At 70.4% G+C, this 16,785-nt stretch carries 14 protein-coding genes; 11 read left to right on the top strand and 3 right to left on the bottom strand.

Annotated features, from left to right (window positions below):
- Positions 1-58: 58 nt before the first annotated feature.
- From NR792_RS18960 to NR792_RS18940, 5 genes are all read left to right on the top strand, one after another.
- Entirely contained in the window at positions 59-1,042 is a 984-nt protein-coding gene (locus tag NR792_RS18960) for an HAD family hydrolase (RefSeq protein ID WP_375761419.1), read from the top strand.
- On the top strand, positions 1,042-1,944 hold the full coding sequence (locus NR792_RS18955; RefSeq protein WP_375761418.1) for a bile acid:sodium symporter family protein: 903 nt from the start codon (positions 1,042-1,044) through the stop codon (positions 1,942-1,944). The genes NR792_RS18960 and NR792_RS18955 overlap by 1 nt, the downstream gene beginning before the upstream one ends.
- Before the next feature lie 118 nt (positions 1,945-2,062).
- Positions 2,063-3,820, top strand: coding sequence for a SulP family inorganic anion transporter (locus NR792_RS18950; protein ID WP_375761417.1), 1,758 nt, complete (start codon positions 2,063-2,065; stop codon positions 3,818-3,820).
- Positions 3,821-3,824: 4 nt separating this feature from the next.
- Complete coding sequence (locus NR792_RS18945) at positions 3,825-5,273, top strand: hypothetical protein (protein ID WP_375761416.1); 1,449 nt, start codon at positions 3,825-3,827, stop codon at positions 5,271-5,273.
- Positions 5,270-6,550, top strand: coding sequence for a threonine/serine exporter ThrE family protein (locus NR792_RS18940; protein ID WP_375761415.1), 1,281 nt, complete (start codon positions 5,270-5,272; stop codon positions 6,548-6,550). Before NR792_RS18945 ends, NR792_RS18940 begins: the two co-directional genes overlap by 4 nt.
- Positions 6,551-6,555: 5 nt before the next feature.
- Here the strand turns inward: NR792_RS18940 and NR792_RS18935 are convergent, their stop codons facing one another.
- Positions 6,556-7,557, bottom strand: a complete 1,002-nt coding sequence (locus tag NR792_RS18935; protein WP_375761414.1) for a formylglycine-generating enzyme family protein — start codon at positions 7,555-7,557, stop codon at positions 6,556-6,558.
- Positions 7,558-7,706: 149 nt separating this feature from the next.
- Here NR792_RS18935 and NR792_RS18930 point away from each other — a divergent pair, with 149 nt between their 5' ends.
- Both NR792_RS18930 and NR792_RS18925 read left to right on the top strand, forming a co-directional pair.
- Positions 7,707-8,207: a hypothetical protein gene (locus NR792_RS18930; RefSeq protein ID WP_375761413.1), complete on the top strand. Its 501-nt coding sequence runs from the start codon at positions 7,707-7,709 to the stop codon at positions 8,205-8,207.
- A 22-nt stretch (positions 8,208-8,229) separates the two neighbouring features.
- Positions 8,230-8,610 carry a hypothetical protein gene (locus NR792_RS18925; protein WP_375761412.1) on the top strand — a complete coding sequence of 127 codons (381 nt, stop codon included), beginning with the start codon at positions 8,230-8,232 and terminating at the stop codon, positions 8,608-8,610.
- A gap of 55 nt (positions 8,611-8,665) precedes the next feature.
- Here NR792_RS18925 and NR792_RS18920 read toward each other — a convergent pair whose 3' ends face one another.
- Both NR792_RS18920 and NR792_RS18915 read right to left on the bottom strand, forming a co-directional pair.
- A complete protein-coding gene (locus tag NR792_RS18920; protein WP_375761411.1) occupies positions 8,666-10,336 on the bottom strand; it encodes an arylsulfatase in 1,671 nt (556 codons plus the stop codon).
- A 98-nt stretch (positions 10,337-10,434) separates the two neighbouring features.
- Positions 10,435-12,366 carry a SulP family inorganic anion transporter gene (locus NR792_RS18915; RefSeq protein WP_375761410.1) on the bottom strand — a complete coding sequence of 644 codons (1,932 nt, stop codon included), beginning with the start codon at positions 12,364-12,366 and terminating at the stop codon, positions 10,435-10,437.
- Positions 12,367-12,486: 120 nt separating this feature from the next.
- Here NR792_RS18915 and NR792_RS18910 point away from each other — a divergent pair, with 120 nt between their 5' ends.
- The 4 genes from NR792_RS18910 to NR792_RS18895 all read left to right on the top strand — a co-directional run bounded on the left by NR792_RS18910 (position 12,487) and on the right by NR792_RS18895 (position 16,779).
- Positions 12,487-13,140 carry a glutathione S-transferase family protein gene (locus NR792_RS18910; RefSeq protein ID WP_375761409.1) on the top strand — a complete coding sequence of 218 codons (654 nt, stop codon included), beginning with the start codon at positions 12,487-12,489 and terminating at the stop codon, positions 13,138-13,140.
- Between the two features lie 127 nt (positions 13,141-13,267).
- Positions 13,268-15,190, top strand: coding sequence for a S8 family peptidase (locus NR792_RS18905; protein ID WP_375761408.1), 1,923 nt, complete (start codon positions 13,268-13,270; stop codon positions 15,188-15,190).
- A gap of 113 nt (positions 15,191-15,303) precedes the next feature.
- Complete coding sequence (locus tag NR792_RS18900) at positions 15,304-16,113, top strand: hypothetical protein (RefSeq protein ID WP_375761407.1); 810 nt, start codon at positions 15,304-15,306, stop codon at positions 16,111-16,113.
- Between the two features lie 42 nt (positions 16,114-16,155).
- A complete protein-coding gene (locus NR792_RS18895) occupies positions 16,156-16,779 on the top strand; it encodes a hypothetical protein (protein WP_375761406.1) in 624 nt (207 codons plus the stop codon).
- Positions 16,780-16,785: the final 6 nt, after the last annotated feature.

Here is a 16,785-nt window from a genome sequence, read left to right as displayed (position 1 = left end):
GCGCCTCCGCGTTCCCACCCTCCTGATGTCTGGGATTGCACGGGAACAGGAGGCGGCCGTGAGGCGACGTACGTGGAAGCAACCGGCCTGGGCGCTCGCGCTGCTGGTCGCCGTTCCCCTCCAGGCGCTGGCGGCGGATCCGCTGCCCTCCTGGAACGACGGCCCGGTGAAGCAGTCCATCGTCGACTTCGTCACCCGCGCCACCACCGAGGGCGGCCCCGGCTTCATCCCGCCGGAGGAGCGCATCGCCACCTTCGACAACGACGGCACGCTCTGGCAGGAGCAGCCCGTCGTGCAGGGCGCCTTCCTCCTGGAGCAGGTCAAGGCCCGCGTGAAGGAGGACGCGTCGCTCGCGAAGCGGCAGCCCTTCAAGGCCGTGCTGGAAGGGGACGTGGCCCTGCTGTCCGCCATGGACGAGCCCCAGTTGATGGAGCTGGTCGCCGCCACCCACGCGGGCAAGACGCAGGAGGAGTTCGACCGCGAGGCCCGCGCCTTCTTCCAGACCGCGCGCCACCCGAAGCTGGGCGTGCCGTACACGCAGCTCGTCTACACGCCCATGCTGGAGCTGCTCCAGTACCTGCGCGCGAACGGCTTCCAGACGTGGATCTCCTCGGGCGGCGGCACCGACTTCATGCGGGCCATCTCCGAGGACACCTACGGCATCCCGCCCCAGCAGGTCATCGGCAGCAACCTCAAGGAGAAGTTCGACGAGGGCAACGGCCACCCGGTGCTCCGGCGCGAGGCCCGCCTGGACCACCTCAACGACAAGGCCGGCAAGCCGGTGGGCATCGAGCAGCACATCGGCCGGCGGCCCGTGTTCGCGGCGGGCAACGTGCGCTCGGGCGGTGACATCCAGATGCTCCAGTACACGAAGGAGCAGCCGCGCCAGGGTTTCGCCCTGCTCATCCACCACGACGACGCGGAGCGCGAGTTCGCCTACGCGGAGAAGAACGACGCGTCGCTGAAGGCCGCGCGCGAGGGCGGCTGGACCGTGGTCAGCATGCGCCAGGACTGGAAGCGCGTCTTCCCGGAGGGCCGCTGATGCACGCCCTGCAAGACTTCATCGGGCTGATGATCTCGACCTTCATCGTCGCGCTCGGCTTGTCGCAGGGCCTGTCGTGGCACCTGGAGGACCTGGGCCGGGGCGTGCGGCAGCCGGCGTTCGCGCGCGGGCTGGGCGTGTGCCTCATCGGCGTGCCGCTGCTGTCCATCATCGTGGTGAAGGTGCTGCCGCTGGGGCCCACCGCCCAGGGCGTCATCGCGCTGATGGCGTTCTGCCCGGGACTGCCCATGGCGCTCAACGTCGTGTCGCAGCAGAAGGGCAACCTGCCGCTGGCCCTGGCGCTGTCCATCACCCTGTCGCTCGTCGCCATCGTGTTGATGCCGTGGTCGCTGAAGCTGCTGGCGCAGCTGTTCCCCCTGGCCATCCAGCCACCGCCGTACCAGGTGCTCCTGTCCAGGGTCATGCTCCCGTTCCTCATCCCCTTCGCCCTGGGCATCGGCTTCCAGAAGCTGTCGCCCGTGTGGGCACGCCGGCTGCGCAGGCCGGTGAAGCTCTACTTCAACTTCGCCCTGGGCGTGGCCGTGCTGGCGCTGCTCGCCGCGAGCTTCCCGCTGCTGAAGCGCCTCCCCTTCTGGGCCCTGGTCGCGATGGTGGTGGTGACGCTGGGCTCCACGGCGCTGGGCCACGTGGCCGGCCGCCCCCGGCCCGAGGACCGCACGGCGCTGGCCATCTCCGCCGTCTTCGGCAACCCCGCCTTCGCCTTCTGCCTGGGCGGCAGCACCTATCCCATGAAGAGCCTGCTGGGCGTCATGGGGCTGTACCTGCTCATCCGCACCCTGGCGCTGGTGCCGTACCTGCTCTGGAACCCGCGCCACCAGGCGTCCGAGCGCGGAGGCGGGCCGACGCTGCCGCCGGGCAGGCGGGCCTCCGCGAACCCGTAGACCCTCCGTGTCCTGGAGCCGATGCGCGCAACGCACCCGGGTGGGTGATGCCGTGAGCCCCGGGCGCCTCCACCCTTCCTTGCGTCCGGGAGGCCAGGCACACGGGGGGGGAAGGGTCATGAAGCGCACCGCGGCCACGGCCGGTCAGGTCCTGAGTCGGGTGCTCCCGGGCGTCGAGCAGGCGCGGACGTATGAGCGGCGCTGGCTGCGCGCGGACGTGCTGGCCGCGCTCACCGTGGGCGCGATGCTGATTCCCCAGGGGCTGGCCTACGCCCAGATTGTCGGCGTGCGTCCCGTGGCGGGGCTGTACGCGGGCGTCTTCGCGATGCTGGCCTACGCGCTGTTCGGCCCGTCGCGCCACCTGCTGCTGGGGCCGGAGGCGGGCGCGGCCATCCTCACCGCGACGGCGCTGGCCCCGGTGGTGGGGGCCGGCGGGCCGGAGCGGCTGGCCTCCCTGGCGGCGCTGCTGGCGTTGATGGTGGGCGGGCTGAGCCTGCTGTGCGGGCTGTGCCGCGCGGGAGCGCTGGCGGACTTCCTGTCGAGGCCCATCCTCATCGGCTACGTCAACGGCGCGGCGCTGATCATCATCGGCAGCCAGCTGGCCCGGATGTTCGGGCTGGAGCGCAGGTCGAACGAGTTCGCGGGGCAGCTCCACGAGGTGGCGGCGAACGTGGGCCGCACGCACGTGCCCACGCTGACCCTGGGGCTGGGCATCGTCGCGGCGCTCGTCGCCATGCGCCGCTTCCTGCCTCGCTGGCCCGCGCCGCTGGTGATGGTGGCGCTCACCACGCTGGTGACCTGGAGGCTCCAGCTGGAACACGGCGGCGTGAAGGTGGTGGGGGCCATCGAGGCGTCGGCGCCCGCCTTCGGCCTGCCCTCCCCGCGCTTCGAGGACGTGCGCACGCTCCTGCCGGCGGCCTTCAGCCTCGCGCTGGTGAACTACGCCAGCTCCGTGCTCACGGGCCGCATCTACGCGGACCGCTTCGGCTACCGGCTGGACACCCATCAGGAGTTCTTCGGCCAGGCGGCGGCCAACCTGCTCACCGGCCTCACGCAGGGCTTCCCGGTGACGGGCAGCGACTCGCGCACGGCGGTCAACGTGTCCATGAAGGGGCGCACGCAGCTGGTCGGCGTGGGCGCGGCGGTGGTGGTCCTGGTGTTCTCGCTGTTCTTCACGCCGCTGCTCTCCCACCTGCCCCTGGTGACGCTGGGGGCCATTGTCATCGTCGCGGCGGTGTACCTGCTGGAGTTGACACCCCTCCTCCTGCTCTGGCGCGTGCGGCCGATGGAGGCGGTGCTCGCGGTGGTGACGACGCTGGGCGTGCTCTTCCTGGGCATCCTCCAGGGCATCCTCATCGCGGTGGCGCTGGCGCTGGTGGACCTCATCCGCCGCGCGGCGCACCCGCACGACGCCGTCCTGGGCGAGCGCGAGGGGCTGCCCGGCTGGCACGACGTGGAGGGCCACGCGGACGCGGAGACCCTCCCCGGCCTCGTCGTCTACCGCTTCGACGCGCCCCTCTTCTTCGCCAACGCGCGCTTCCTGCGCGAACAGGTGCACCGGCTGGTGGCGGACTCGCGCCAGCCGGTGCGCTGGTTCGTGCTGGACGCGTCCTCCGTGTTCGACCTGGACATCACCGCCGCGGAGAGCCTGGACCAGGTGCGCCACGAGCTCACGGAGGAAGGCATCGTCTTCGCCGTGGCCCAGGCGCGCGCGCCCATGCGCCGGATGCTGAATCGCTCGGGGCTGGCCGCGCTGATTGGACAGGACCTGCTCTTCCCCACGGTGGGCGCGGCCGTGCGCGCCTACCTCGAAACGCGAGACGACGCGCGGGCCGCCCCGGATGGCGCGCCCGCCCTATCGCCACAGGTGCACTGACGCCATGACGCCAATCCAATCCAGGGCCCGGGGCAGCACGGTGATGGGCGCGGTGCTGGGACTGCTCGTGTCCATGCCGGCGCTGGCGCAGGACGCGCACTACAACACGCGGCAGTTCGGCAACCGGGCGTGGCTGCTGGGGGGCGCCTTCGTGGGCGACCCGAAGGACATCAGCGCCGTCTATTACAACCCCGGAGCGCTCGCGCTGCTGGGCGCGCCGGAGCTGGAGCTCACCGGCAGCGTGTACGAGTACACGACCGTGCACGTGGAGGACGGGCAGGGGCAGGGAAGGGACCTGTCCGACTCCAACGTGGACGTGCTGCCGTCGTTGATCGCGGGCTCGCTGCGCTTCGAGTTCCTGGGGAAGTCCCGGCTGGCCTACTCGCTGCTCACGCGCCAGGGCTTCTCCTACAGCCTGCAGACGCGCGGCACGCGGACGGGCGTGGACCTGGGCGGCGTGCAGGGCCTGGACTCGCTGTCCACGGACGTGCGCCTGGACCAGTCCGTGAGCGAGTACTGGACGGGCCTCTCCTGGGCCACCCCCATCACCGAACACCTGGGCCTGGGGTTGACGCCGTTCGTCGCGACCCGGCACCACGAGCTGCGCTTCCAGACGCTCGCGCAGGGCTCCGGTGACGCCGGGCAGCGGCTGCTGGCGACCCTGGGCCGCGACCTGGAGGTCGACCACATCCGGGTGTTGCTGAAGGTGGGCGCCAGCTACCAGCAGGGCCCGTGGGCCGTGGGGCTCACCCTGACGACGCCGAGCCTGGCCATCTGGGGGCAGGGCTCCACGGGGCTCGAGCGCGCCGTCCAATCCCAGGGGTTCGACACGAACGCGCCCGCGCCCGTGTTCGACTTCCAGGAGGACCTGCCGGCGCACTTCCGCAACTCCTGGGCCGCGGCGCTCGGGGTCAGCCGGAGCTTTGGCTCGACCACGCTGTACGCGTCCGTGGAGGGCTTCGCGCGCGTCTCCTCCCTCACGCTGGTGGACACCGAACCCATCGTTCCGCGCGACTCCACGGAGATCATCAATGGGGACTACGCCTTCGCGCTCAAGCCCGTGTTGAACGCGGCGCTGGGCGTCGAGCAGCCGCTGGGGGACCGGCTGCGGGTGTACCTGAGCGGGCACACGGACTTCAGCGCGCTGGAGCAGACGCCGGGGACGAACGCGCTGCTCGGGGGCTGGGACCTGTACCACGTCGCCTCGGGCGTCCACTTCCTCCTGGGCCGCTCGCGCTTCACGTTCGGCGGCAACCTGGCGTGGGGCAGCAAGCAGACCGAGCGGTTCTCGGAGACGCTCCAGCAGCTGGGCCTGTCCGCCTCCACGCGCAGCCAGGACGTCCGCTACTTCCAGGCCACGCTGCTGGTGGGCGCCAGCTTCTCCTTCAAGGACACGCGGGGCCCGGGCGGCAAGCCCGGCGTGGAAGAGGCTCCCACCGCGGAGTCTCCATGACGCAGGAGCCCGGGGCGGACCGTGCGGTGGACGAAGCGGCGGCCTCCGCCTTCCTGCTGGACCTGGCGAAGGCCCTGCACCTGGCCTACCAGCCAGCGCCCCTGGTGGAGGCGCGCGTGCGCCGGGCGGCGAAGGCGTGGGGATTGGACATGGAGGTCTTCACGCTCCAGAGCGTGGCCCTGACGGAGGTGGTGTCCCCGGGCCGCTCGCGGGTGGCCTTCGTGCGGCTGCCCTTCAACCCGCACTGGAACCTGGGCCGGGCCGCGGCGCTGCTGCGGCTGGCGGAGGCCATCCATGAAGGGCGCGTGCGGCTGCCCGAGGCCCGCGCGGAGCTGGAGCGCGTCCTGAAGACCCGCTCGCCGTATCCGGAGTGGCTCGTGTTCGTGGCCTACGGCGTCTATGGCGCGGCGGTGGCGGCGCGGGTGGGCGGGGCGTGGCTGGAGATGTTCGTGGCCTTCTTCGTGGGCGTCATCGCGGGCGTCATCCACTTCGGCACGCTGCGCTCGCAGCGGTTGGACTTGCAGAAGAGCTTCGTCGCGGCGTTCCTGGGGACGCTGGTGGCCCTGGGGTTCACGTTCCTCCTGCCGCGCTTCAGCGTGGTGCGGGCCCTGTTCGGCGGGGTGACGCTGCTGGTGCCCGCGATGGTGGTGACGCTGGGCTCGCTGGAGCTGGCCCTGGAGTCGGTGGAGGCGGGCCTGCCCCGGCTCATGTACGGCGTGATGCGCTTCCTGATGCTGGGCGTGGGCATCGCGGCGGCGGGGACGCTCTGGGGCTTCGGCGGGCCGCTGCCGCCGCACTTCGAGGCGCACGCGCTGCCGCCCCTGCTCACCTTCCTCCTGGTCGGGGTGGGGGGCGTGGCGCTGTCGGTGTGCATGTCGGGGCGGCCGCGGGACGTGGCGTGGATTGTCGGCGGGGTGCTGCTCGCCTACGAGGCGCAGGCGGTGATGAAGCTGCTGCTCGGGGACCGGGGCAGTCCGCTGGTGGCCGCGTTCGTGCTGGGCGTGGCGGGGCTGCTCTACGGGCGCGGGAGGGACCGGATGCCCATGACGGTCATCATGCCCGGGATGTTGCAGCTGGCGCCGGGCTTCATCGGCACGGAGGCCGTGGTCGCGCTGCTCGGCGCGGGCAGCGCGGGCGCGGACGACGCGCGGTTGTTCAACGTGCTGCTGGTGGCGCTCCAGCTGGTGCTGGGGCTGGTGCTCGCCTCGGTGGTGGTGCCGCCGCGCCTGCCCGTGGAGCGCGACTCACCCGTGCCTCCCAGCGCCGGCAGCGCGTAGGCCGCTCAAGGGCGCACGATGCAGCGGAAGCCGATGTGGCTGGCGCCGCTGTCCACGGCCTGGGGCGAGCGAGCCGCGGGGCGGTAGCGGCGGCAGTAGTTGGGCGCGCACAGGTGGCTGCCGCCCTTGAGCACCCGGCGCGGGATGGTGACGGCGGGCGTGGAAGGGTCCTGGCTGCCCTGGGCGGTGGCGGGGCCGCGCGGGTTGACGGGGATGCAGCACGCCTTGCCTTTGTTGCCCTGGTGGCGCTCCTGGTACCAGTCGGTGGTCCATTCCCAGACGTTGCCGGCCATCTCGTGGAGGCCATAGCCATTGGGAGGGAAGGCGCCGACGGGGCAGGTGCCCTCGTGGCCGTCCTCGCGGAGGTTCTGCCAGGGGAAGTAGCCCTGCCAGGTGTTGGCCAGGTGTTCGCCGTCCGGGGTGAAGTCATTGCCCCAGCAGAACTCGTTGCGGTCCAGGCCGCCGCGCGCGGCGCGTTCCCACTCGGCTTCGGAGGGGAGGGCCTTGCCGGCCCAGGTGGCGTACGCCTCCGCGTCTTCGTAGGCGACGTGGACGACGGGGTGGTCGCGGCGGTGCTTCACGGAGGAGCGGCGGCCTTCGGGGTGCTTCCAGCAGGCGTCGGGGACATAGCTCCACCAGTGGGCCACGTTGCCCAGGTCCACGGGACCCTGGGCCTTCTGGAAGACGAGCGAGCCGGGGACGAGGGACTCCGGAGGAGCGCCGGGGTAGTCCGCGGGGTTGAGCGGCCGCTGAGCGACGGTGACGTAGCCGGTGGCCTCGACGAAGCGGGCGAACTGTTCGTTCGTCACGGTGAAGCGGTCCATCCAGAAGCCGGAGACGGTCACCTGATGGGCGGGGGCTTCTTCGGGATAGTGATGGTCGGAGCCCATCCAGTACGTGCCGCCAGGAATCCAGACCATGTCCGGGAACGGAGCGCGGCCAGGGCGCGCGGCGGTGTCGGTGGGCTCCGAGTCGGGCGCGGCGTCACGGATGTCGTTCCGGTGCATGGCTGGAAGTCCTCCAATGGAGAACATCCGGCCCTGCGCGCGGAATGACACTCGCACCGGGGGCCGGGGAGGGTGTCGGCGCGTTGACGGGGATGGCTGGATACACTGTCGCCGAACCTTTATCGAAGACCCTCATGCTTGGAGCCTGGATGGCCCGAAGCGTCCGAGGACGGAAGGCAACCCTGCCCAAGGCTCTTGGAGCGTGGGTCCTGCTCGCTGCCGCCGCATCCAGCGGGTGTTCACACGCCCAGAAGCCAGAACCGCGTGTCTATCTCATCGCGGAAGACGCAGGTGGAATCGGCGGTGCTGGCGGACGCGACTGTGACGCCGAACATGTCGTGTGCTTCGACCGGTGCTGGAACTCCGCCCCGCCGCTGACGAGCATCAAGCGGGGCTCTGGCAAGCACCATGAGTACTGCACGGGGGAGTGCCGCGAACGCTACATGGATTGCATCGAGGCGCTAGAACGGGCGCCCCAGAAAGGCGATGTCGCGGAGCTTCGGTTTTCGAACATCGATGGAGCGCTCGATTGGCTGAGGGCGCACCGCTCGGAGTTGGCGCTGGGAACCGTCGTCGTCATCGCGGGTGTGGCGTTCATCGTCGCCACTGGCGGATCAGGGGCGTTGATTCTTGCCCCGCTTGCGCTCTAGTGACCGCGGACAGGACGAGGCCATGACTGCTTCCAAGAAGTTCGAGATGGAGTCGACGCTGAGAATCCTTGATGCCGTGAGCAAGAGCTATCCGCCCGGTTCCAAGGAAGAGGCAGCTGTACAACTGGCTGCTGTCTCATTGCTCTACCTCCGCCGGCTCAAGAAGCTGGATGGCTTCCTTGAGTACCATCGGGAGTTCTCTGACGCGTCGGCGCATGTCCCCATCGCGAGAGAGTTCGCGACCCAGGCGGATGCGGATTCGTGGCTGGCCAGTGGAGAAGCCGTCGATGGTGCGCTCGTCAAAATCGACGGCCAGGGCTTCCAGGTCATCCAGTTGCCCAAGGGCCTGAAGTTCCTCCGGACGCCTCTCCCGCAGGAGCTGGGGCCTCCTGATCCGAAGTAGAGGGAATCCCCGCCACCGCCGTCGATGCCCCCTCCGACGGTGGCGGTGGGTTGGGCTACGTGTGCGATTGCTGGAAGCGGTGGATGAACTGCTCCACCTCGTTCGCCAGGGACATGACCTGGTCGCTGATGCTGGGCTCCTCCTTCTGCTTGCGCGCCGCCGCCATCTTCTGTTTCACGCGCTCCTTCATCGGCCCGATGCTCAGGCTTCCCGGCGCCTGGCTGGGCAGGAACTCGATGAGGCTCTCCGCGAACTGCTTCACCAGCATCTGCGCCGGGACGAAGGTGAACATGCGCTCGCCGTACCAGGACGTGTACAGGCCGGAGTGCGGACCGTACTCGAAGGGGTCCGAGCGCAGGTTGATGAGGTAGGGCCACGCCGGGTTGAAGCGCTTGCCGCTGAACCACATGTCCGGGCCCTCGCCGTCCTGGTAGCTGAAGATGATCTTCCAGTCCTTGTACCGGACCGCCGCGAGGTTGCCGCTGTCGAGCACGTAGATGAACTCGTGCCGGCGGCCCTCCTCCGTGCCCGCCAAGAGCCCCGTCTGGTCATACCCGTCCAGGTGGACCCTGAAGGTCTTGTTCCCCACCTTGAAGCCGCGCTTGCACTTCTCCACCAGGTCCGTGGGGCCGCCCGCCGCCGCCACCATCGTGGGCATCCAGTCCTCGTGCGCGAAGATGTCGTTGATGACGCGCCCCGGCTCCACCACGCCCGGCCAGCGCACCGCGCACGGCACCCGCACGCCGCCCTCCCACGTCGAACCCTTCTCCCCCCGGAACGGGCTGTTGCCGCCGTCCGGCCAGCCCATCTTCTCCGCGCCGTTGTCCGTGGAGAACACCACCAGCGTGTTGTCCGCGATGCCCAGCTCGTCCAGCTTCGCCAGCAGCACGCCCACGATGTCGTCCAGCTCCCGCATCGCGTCCGCGTAGAGGCCATAGCCCGTGGCGTTGCGGTACTTCTCCTGGAGGAACGTCCAGACGTGGTTGCGCGTGGTGTTGTGCCAGAGGAAGAACGGCTTGCCCTCCTTCACCGCGCGCTCCATGAAGTCCAGCGACCCGTTCAGGAACTCACCGTCCACCGTCTCCATGCGCTTCTTCGTGAGCGGGCCGGTGTCCTCGATGCGCTGGCTGCCCACCAGGCCCCAGCGCGCGTCCTCGGTGACGTCCTTGCGGTTCGTGGCCCAGGTGTGCAGCACGCCGCGCGGCCCGAAGCGCGCCTTGAAGGCCGGGTCCTTGGGGTAGTCCGGGCACTCGGGCTCGTTCTCCGCGTTGAGGTGGTAGAGGTTGCCGAAGAACTCGTCGAAGCCGTGGTTCGTGGGCAGGTAGGGATTGGAGTCGCCCAGGTGGTTCTTTCCGAACTGGCCGCAGGTGTAGCCCAGCGGCTTGAGCATCTCCGCGATGGTGGGGTCGGAGTCCTGCAGGCCGTACTTCGCGCCCGGCATGCCAATGGTGGTGAGCCCCGTGCGAAGCGGGTTCATGCCCGTGATGAACGCCGCGCGGCCCGCGGTGCAGCTCTGCTGGCCGTAGCAGTCCGTCATCAGCGCGCCCTCCTTCGCGATGCGGTCGATGTTGGGCGTGCGGTAGCCCATCATCCCCTGGTTGTAGGCGCTGATGTTCCAGAAGCCGATGTCATCTCCCCAGATGACCAGGATGTTGGGCTTCTGCTTCGCCTGCTTCCCGTGACCGTTGCCGTGTCCGTTGCCCGAGGACTTCGCCTTGCTTGCCATTCGCCACCTCCTGGGCACGAGGTGCCCACGGGGGCCGGTCCGCACATCGTTCCGGCAGCCGGGGGCGGGCGGGCGCTCAGGAGGCAGGTCCGCGCGGCTCAGTGCGTGGGCCCCCGCGAGTCATCATCCGCCGGTGGATGCGGCAGGTGCCGCAGCAGCTCCCGCATGCGCGTGTCCGCTTCATCCAGCCGGATGAGCAGGTCCTCCTGCCGGTGACGCTCCTCGCCGTGCAGCGCCGCGCCCGCTTCGTCCACCCGCGAGCGCACCAGGTACAGCCCATCCTGGATGAGGCGCCACTCCTGCCAGGTCTGGGACTCATGCCGCGCCATCCAGGCCTCCACGCCCTCGCTCACCTGTGAGTACACGTTCCGCGGGCCCACCTTCGCCAGCACGCCCGTGCGCTCCAGCAACCGGTGCGTCGGCGCGTGCACGCGGGCCAGGGCCAGGGTGATGCCCCGGCGCGACAGGTCCTCGTGCAGGCCCGCCAGCATGTCCGCACCCGGCACGTCCAGGTCCTCCGTCAGCTCCAGGTCCAGCAGCACCTCGCGCACCGGCACCTTCGCGTCGCGCACGCGGGCGAGCACCTCGTCCCGCAGCGACGTCGCGTTGGCGAAGAAGAGCCCTTCGTCCGGCCGGATGACGTGCAGGCCGGGCAGGGTGATGGCGGAGGCCTCGCGGTGCGTGGCCACCAGGTCCAGCGTCCCCGGCACCCGCCCCAGCTCGCTCAGGCGCGGCTGGCTGGCGCGGTAGACGGTGAGGAACAGCGACACGCCCACCGCGATGAGCAGCCCGGGCAGCACGTCGAAGGCCAGCACCGCCACCAGCGCCACCGCCGCGCCCAGGAAGTCCCCCCGGCGCAGGCGCGCCAGCCGCACCAGCGCCTTCACGTCCATCATCCCCAGGATGGCCACCACCACGATGGCGCCCAGCGTGGCCTCCGGCAGCGCGCGGAACAGCCCGGTGAGGAACAGCGCCACCAGCAGCGTCAGCCCCGCCGTCACCAGCGAGGACACCTGCGTGGTGGAGCCCGCCTGATCATTCGCGGCGGACTTGGACAGGCTGCACCCCATGCTGAAGCCCCGGAAGAGCCCGCCGCCCAGGTTCGCGGCGCCCAGGCCCACCAGCTCCCGGTTGGGGTCCACCTCGTAGCCGTGCTTCGCGGCGAACATGCGCGCCGGCCCGATGGCCTCCGCGAACGCCACCAGCGCGATGCCGCACGCCCCCGGCAACAGCTGGAGCAGGTCCTTCAGCCCCACGTCCGGAAGCTGGGGCGGCACGAGGCCCGCGGGGATATGCCCCACGATGGCCACCCCCTTCGCGTCCAGGTGCAGCAGGGAGGATACGGCGATGCCCAGCACCAGCACCGCGAGCGCCGCCGGGATGCGCCGCGACACCCGCCCCAGCAAGAGCAGCGCCGCGATGCTCGCGGCTCCCACGGCGAGCGTCAGCGGATGCGTCTGTCCCAGGTGGGAGAGGATGAAGCCCAGCCGCTCGAAGAAGCCTCCCTTCGCGCCCTCGATGCCCAGGAGCTTGGGCACCTGCTTGATGGCGATGATGAGCGCCAGCCCGAACACGAAGCCGCTCAGCACGGAGGTGGAGAAGAACTGCGCGACGCGGCCCAGCTTCAGCACGCCCGCCAGCACGGCGACGGCTCCCGCCATCAGGGCCAGCGCGGCCGTGAGCGCCATGAAGCGCGGGGTGCCCTGCTGCGCCAGCGCGCCCACCGTGGCGGCGGAGAGCACCGACACGCTGGCGGACACCGCGATGATGAGCTGCCGCGAGCTGCCGAACAGCGCGTAGAGCGCCAGCGCCGCCGGGGTGGAGTACAGCGCCGCCTGCGGAGGCAGCCCGGCGAGCTGCGCGTAGGCCATGCCCTCCGGGATGTGCAGCGCCGTCACCGTGAGCGCGCCCATCAGGTCCTTCTTCAGGCGCGTCCGGTCATAGCCACGCAGCGACGCCAGGAACGGGCTGGCGCGGGTGAGCCACGAGGTGTGGCTCCGTGCGGAGCCCCGGCGCGCTTCGTCTCCCATGCGCACGAGATGGCCACCCGGCCCGACACGGGCATCGTCCTCCGGGCAGGGGCCTCCAGGTGGACAGGCGTTTCAGATGACGCTGGTCATGCCTGCCTGGGTGACGGGAGGCTGCCGGGCATGATCACCGTCAGTGCTTTCAAGTGGGTGCCGCCGTTCGCGCAGGGCCTGGTGCGGGACCTCCGGGTGCGGTGGGCGCTGGAGGAGGCGGGCCTGCCGTACCAGGCGAGGCTCATCGATGGCGACGTCCAGCGGTCGGCCGACTACCGCATGCAGCAGCCCTTCGGGCAGGTGCCGGTGTTCGAGGAGGACGGCCTGTCCCTCTTCGAGTCGGGCGCCATCCTGGTGCACATTGCGTTGAAGAGCGACGTGCTCCTCCCCACGGACGAGGCAGGCCGGGCGCGTGCGCTCTCGTGGTTGTTCGCGGCGCTGAACTCGCTGGAGATCCACATCCAGCAGCTCGCGGAGATCGACCTCTTCGTCCCGGATGCCCAGTGGGCGAAGCTCCACCGGCCCGACGTGGTGAAGAACATCCACCAGCGCCTGGGCGAGCTGGCCACGTGGCTGGGAGACCGCCCGTACCTGGAGGACCGCTTCACCGTGGGGGACCTGATGATGACCACGGTGCTGCGCATCCTGCGGCACACGGACGTGCTCGACGCCCATCCCTCGCTCAAGGCCTACAAGGAACGCTGCGAGGCTCGGCCCGCGTTCCAGCGCGCGCTGGCCGCGCAGCTGGAAGCGTTCCAGGACACGAGGCCACGCGGGCCCTGAAGTCAGGTCGGGCCTTAGACGTATTCCATGTCAGGCCGGCATTCTAGGGTGGAGGGCCGACGGAGGAACCGGGCAGGAGGCCCGGCGGCTCCGTCGGCGATGTCCCCTTCCTCACCCGGAGAACCGGATGACCACTTCGCGTTTCGCATCCCGCCTGACGGGCGCGCTCGTCGGGCTCACGCTGTGCACCACCGCCTTCGCGGCTCCCCAGGAGCTGCAGCCCCGCGCCGCCGCCGACAAGCGCCTCCAGAAGGCGCTGCCGTCGGGCACGCCCGTGGAGCGGCTGGTGGTGAAGTTCCAGGAGGGCAGCCGCGTGCGCCTGCGTGGCGATGCGCTGCGCCCGCTCGCGGCGGAGCGCTCCGAGTCCGAGCGCTCGCTGCTCGCCGGGCGGGGGCTCTCCGAGGCCCGGCTCGATGGTGACGTGAAGACCGCGCAGGCCCTGCTGGAGCGCGCGCCCCGTGCCGCCGCGCTCCGCCGCCTCTTCACGGACGCGGAGGCTTCGCTGGAGGCGCGCAAGGTGCTGGGCGAGTCCGAGAGTGGCCGCCAGCTGGCGGACCTCAACCTCTACTACGCGGTGCCGCTCGTGCCGGGCACCACCGCGGAGCGCGTGGCGGAGCTCGTCGCGTCGCTCAACGCGCTGGACAGCGTGGAGGTCGCCTACGCGGAGCCTCCCGCCGAGCCCGCCATGGTGAACTTCGGCATGGAGCCCGCGCTGCGCGCCCTGCTCGCCGCCGCGGACATCGCCCCCACCACGCCGCTGTACGAGGGCAACCAGGGCTACCTCAACGCGGCCCCCAGCGGCGTGGACGCGCGCTATGCGTGGGGCGTGGCCGGTGGCAACGGCGCGGGCATCCGCTTCGTGGACATCGAGGGCGGCTGGCGCACCACCCATGAGGACATGCCGGCCCTCTTCACGCAGCTGGGCGCGCAGTACAACGACCTGGGCTGGCGCAACCACGGCACCGCGGTGCTGGGGGAGGTCGTGGGCACGGCCAACGGCTACGGCGTGACGGGCATCGCGCACGGCGCGACGGCGGGCGTGTCGGCGGCCTCGCAGGGCACCGCCGCCGCCATCGCCAACGCGGCGGCGGCCGTGGGACGTGGCGGCGTCATCCTGATCGAGCTGCACGCGCAGGGGCCGGCGGACAGCACGCCCTGTACCTGCAACCAGAGCCAGTGCAACTACATCGCGATGGAGTACTGGCAGGCCAACTACGACGCCATCGCCACGGCCACCGCCAACGGCGTCACCGTGGTGGAGGCGGCGGGCAACGGCAGCGCCAACCTGGACGAGGCCGCGTACGGCGGCGTCTTCAACCGCAACGTGCGCGACTCGGGCGCCATCGTGGTGGGCGCGAGCACCGCCACCACGCGCGTGCCCATGTGCTGGACGAACTTCGGCTCGCGCGTGGACGTGCACGGCTGGGGTGAGAGCGTGGCGACCATGGGCTACGGCGACCTGTTCGGCTCCGCCTACGGCGAGGACCAGTACTACACGGGCACCTTCAGCGGCACGTCCAGCGCGTCGCCCATCGTCACCGGCTCGGCGCTGAGCCTCCAGGGCGTGGCGCGTGCGCGCGGCACGGGCGCGCTCGACCCGCGCTACGTGCGCGGCCTGCTGGCCAGCACGGGCACGGCGCAGGCGGCGGATGCGCGCAACATCGGCCGGCTGCCCAACCTGCGCCAGGCCATCCAGACGATGCCGGACCTCGCCTGGTCCTCGTCGGGCCCCATCGCCGGCCGGTACTGCACCCAGGTGCACGAGTCGTCCGACCCGGACACGTGGCACGACAACTTCCTGTGCTCGGCCGTGAACTACGGCTTCCAGTGGAGCAGCGCGGGTCCCATCGCCGGCATGCGCTGCACGCAGGTCTCCGAGGGCTCCGAGCCCGCGGCGCACACGTGGCACGACAACTACCTCTGCGTGCCCACCAACAGCCCGCTGCAGCTGTCGTGGTCGCAGGCGGGCCCCATCGCGGGCAAGCTCTGCACGCTCATCCACGAGGGCGCGGACCCCCACGCCTGGAACGACAACTACCTCTGCTACTGATGGATGCTTGAAGGTCGGACACGCCGTGCGTGACGCGGCGTGTTCACCGGGCCATGGCGGGCGTTATCCTGCGCTTCCAGTTCATCCAGCCCCTCCCCCTCAGGAGCGCCCCCATGCCCCGTGGAATCTCCAAGTTCAGCTCAGGCCCGTCGCTTCCGGTGAAGCGCAAGCACGACGACCTCACCTCCTCCATCCGCAAGCCCACGGTGGAGGGGCCGCCGCAGAAGAAGCAGCGGACCCAGGGGCCTGATGCCACGCAGCAGCAGCCGGTGAAGAAGCCGCCCACGGACCCCTCGATGCATGCCGTCTACGACAAGATGGCGCACGAGGAGATGCTGAAGAACCCGAAGTACGCGGCGCTGGCGGAGGACGCCGCGAAGGCGTCGGATGGCAAGCCGGTCAATGTCGTCACCAAGGACCAGGTCCATGGCGGCATGTTCTACAAGAAGGACAACCAGATCGGCCTGCGGCCGGACCTCACGGGCCCCAAGCGCGCCAGCGTCATGGCCTTCGAGGCCACCAACGTGGCGCAGCAGAAGAAGTTCAGCAAGGTCACGAGCGATGCCTTCCAGAACGAGCTCAACGCCGTGCTGGGCAAGCCGACCTTCGGCGGGGACCTGAGCGCCCGGCGGGAGAAGTTCGCCCAGAACATGGAGCGCATCGAGTACGACGGCATCAAGCGCCACCATGACGTGATGAAGCACGGCATCGACAACCAGGGCTGGCCCAAGGAGATGGACCGCTTCGGCAAGCGCCTGGAGGGCGCCGACCCCAGCTTCGAAAGCTACTGGGATCGCCAGAACAAGAAGGACGACACGACGGGCAAGAGCCACTCGGACGTGTACCGCGCCCAGTTCGACAACATCCACGCCACCGCGCAGAAGGCCGTGGCGGAGAGCAAGGCGAAGCAGGGCATCAAGTAGCCCCCTGGCCCCGCGCGCCGCTTCGCGCTAGGGAGGAGGGCCATGTCCTCCGCCCTCCAGACCCGTCCCCGGAGCGAGCTCGCCTCCGGGCGCCTCGGCCAGTCCCGCTACCTGATCCGCCGCAAGTTCTTCAAGCTGTTTGGCGGCGCGTTCCACATCTACGACGAGGCGGGCAACGTCGCCTTCTACTCGAAGATGAAGGCCTTCAAGCTGAAGGAGGACCTGCGCATCTACAGCGGCGAGGACATGCAGGAGGAGCTCCTCACCATCCAGGCGCGCGGCATCCTGGACTTCGGCGCCACCTACGACGTCACCGACGCGGCCACCGGCGAACGGGTGGGCGCGCTGCGCCGCAAGGCCCTGAGCTCCATGCTGCGTGACACGTGGCTGGTGCTGGACGTGGACGGCCAGGAGGTGGGGCGGATTGAAGAGGACAGCATGCTGCTGGCGCTCGTGCGGCGCTTCCTCACCAACCTCCTCCCGCAGACCTTCACCGGAACCCTGGGCGGTGAGCAGGTGCTCAGCTTCCGGCAGCACTTCAACCCGTTCATCCAGAAGATCGACCTGGACTTCTCCATGGACACGCAGCGCCGGCTGGACCGGCGGCTGGGCATCGCCGCGGCGGTGCTCCTGTGCGCCATCGAAGGCCGTCAGTCCGGCGGCTGAGCCGGT

Origin of the sequence: Corallococcus exercitus (assembly GCF_042231735.1) — a bacterium.
Lineage (GTDB): Bacteria > Myxococcota > Myxococcia > Myxococcales > Myxococcaceae > Corallococcus > Corallococcus exercitus_B.
This window is presented reverse-complemented; position numbering and strand designations above follow the sequence as displayed.

Bases quoted from the DNA above. Each gene is read 5' to 3' on its own strand.
- NR792_RS18955 (WP_375761418.1), top strand. From the start codon at position 1,042: ATGCACGCCCTGCAAGACTTCATCGGGCTGATGATCTCGACCTTCATC.
- NR792_RS18950 (WP_375761417.1), top strand. From the start codon at position 2,063: ATGAAGCGCACCGCGGCCACGGCCGGTCAGGTCCTGAGTCGGGTGCTC.
- NR792_RS18945 (WP_375761416.1), top strand. From the start codon at position 3,825: ATGACGCCAATCCAATCCAGGGCCCGGGGCAGCACGGTGATGGGCGCG.
- NR792_RS18940 (WP_375761415.1), top strand. From the start codon at position 5,270: ATGACGCAGGAGCCCGGGGCGGACCGTGCGGTGGACGAAGCGGCGGCC.
- NR792_RS18935 (WP_375761414.1), bottom strand. From the start codon at position 7,557: ATGCACCGGAACGACATCCGTGACGCCGCGCCCGACTCGGAGCCCACC.
- NR792_RS18930 (WP_375761413.1), top strand. From the start codon at position 7,707: ATGGCCCGAAGCGTCCGAGGACGGAAGGCAACCCTGCCCAAGGCTCTT.
- NR792_RS18925 (WP_375761412.1), top strand. From the start codon at position 8,230: ATGACTGCTTCCAAGAAGTTCGAGATGGAGTCGACGCTGAGAATCCTT.
- NR792_RS18920 (WP_375761411.1), bottom strand. From the start codon at position 10,336: ATGGCAAGCAAGGCGAAGTCCTCGGGCAACGGACACGGCAACGGTCAC.
- NR792_RS18915 (WP_375761410.1), bottom strand. From the start codon at position 12,366: ATGGGAGACGAAGCGCGCCGGGGCTCCGCACGGAGCCACACCTCGTGG.
- NR792_RS18910 (WP_375761409.1), top strand. From the start codon at position 12,487: ATGATCACCGTCAGTGCTTTCAAGTGGGTGCCGCCGTTCGCGCAGGGC.
- NR792_RS18905 (WP_375761408.1), top strand. From the start codon at position 13,268: ATGACCACTTCGCGTTTCGCATCCCGCCTGACGGGCGCGCTCGTCGGG.
- NR792_RS18900 (WP_375761407.1), top strand. From the start codon at position 15,304: ATGCCCCGTGGAATCTCCAAGTTCAGCTCAGGCCCGTCGCTTCCGGTG.
- NR792_RS18895 (WP_375761406.1), top strand. From the start codon at position 16,156: ATGTCCTCCGCCCTCCAGACCCGTCCCCGGAGCGAGCTCGCCTCCGGG.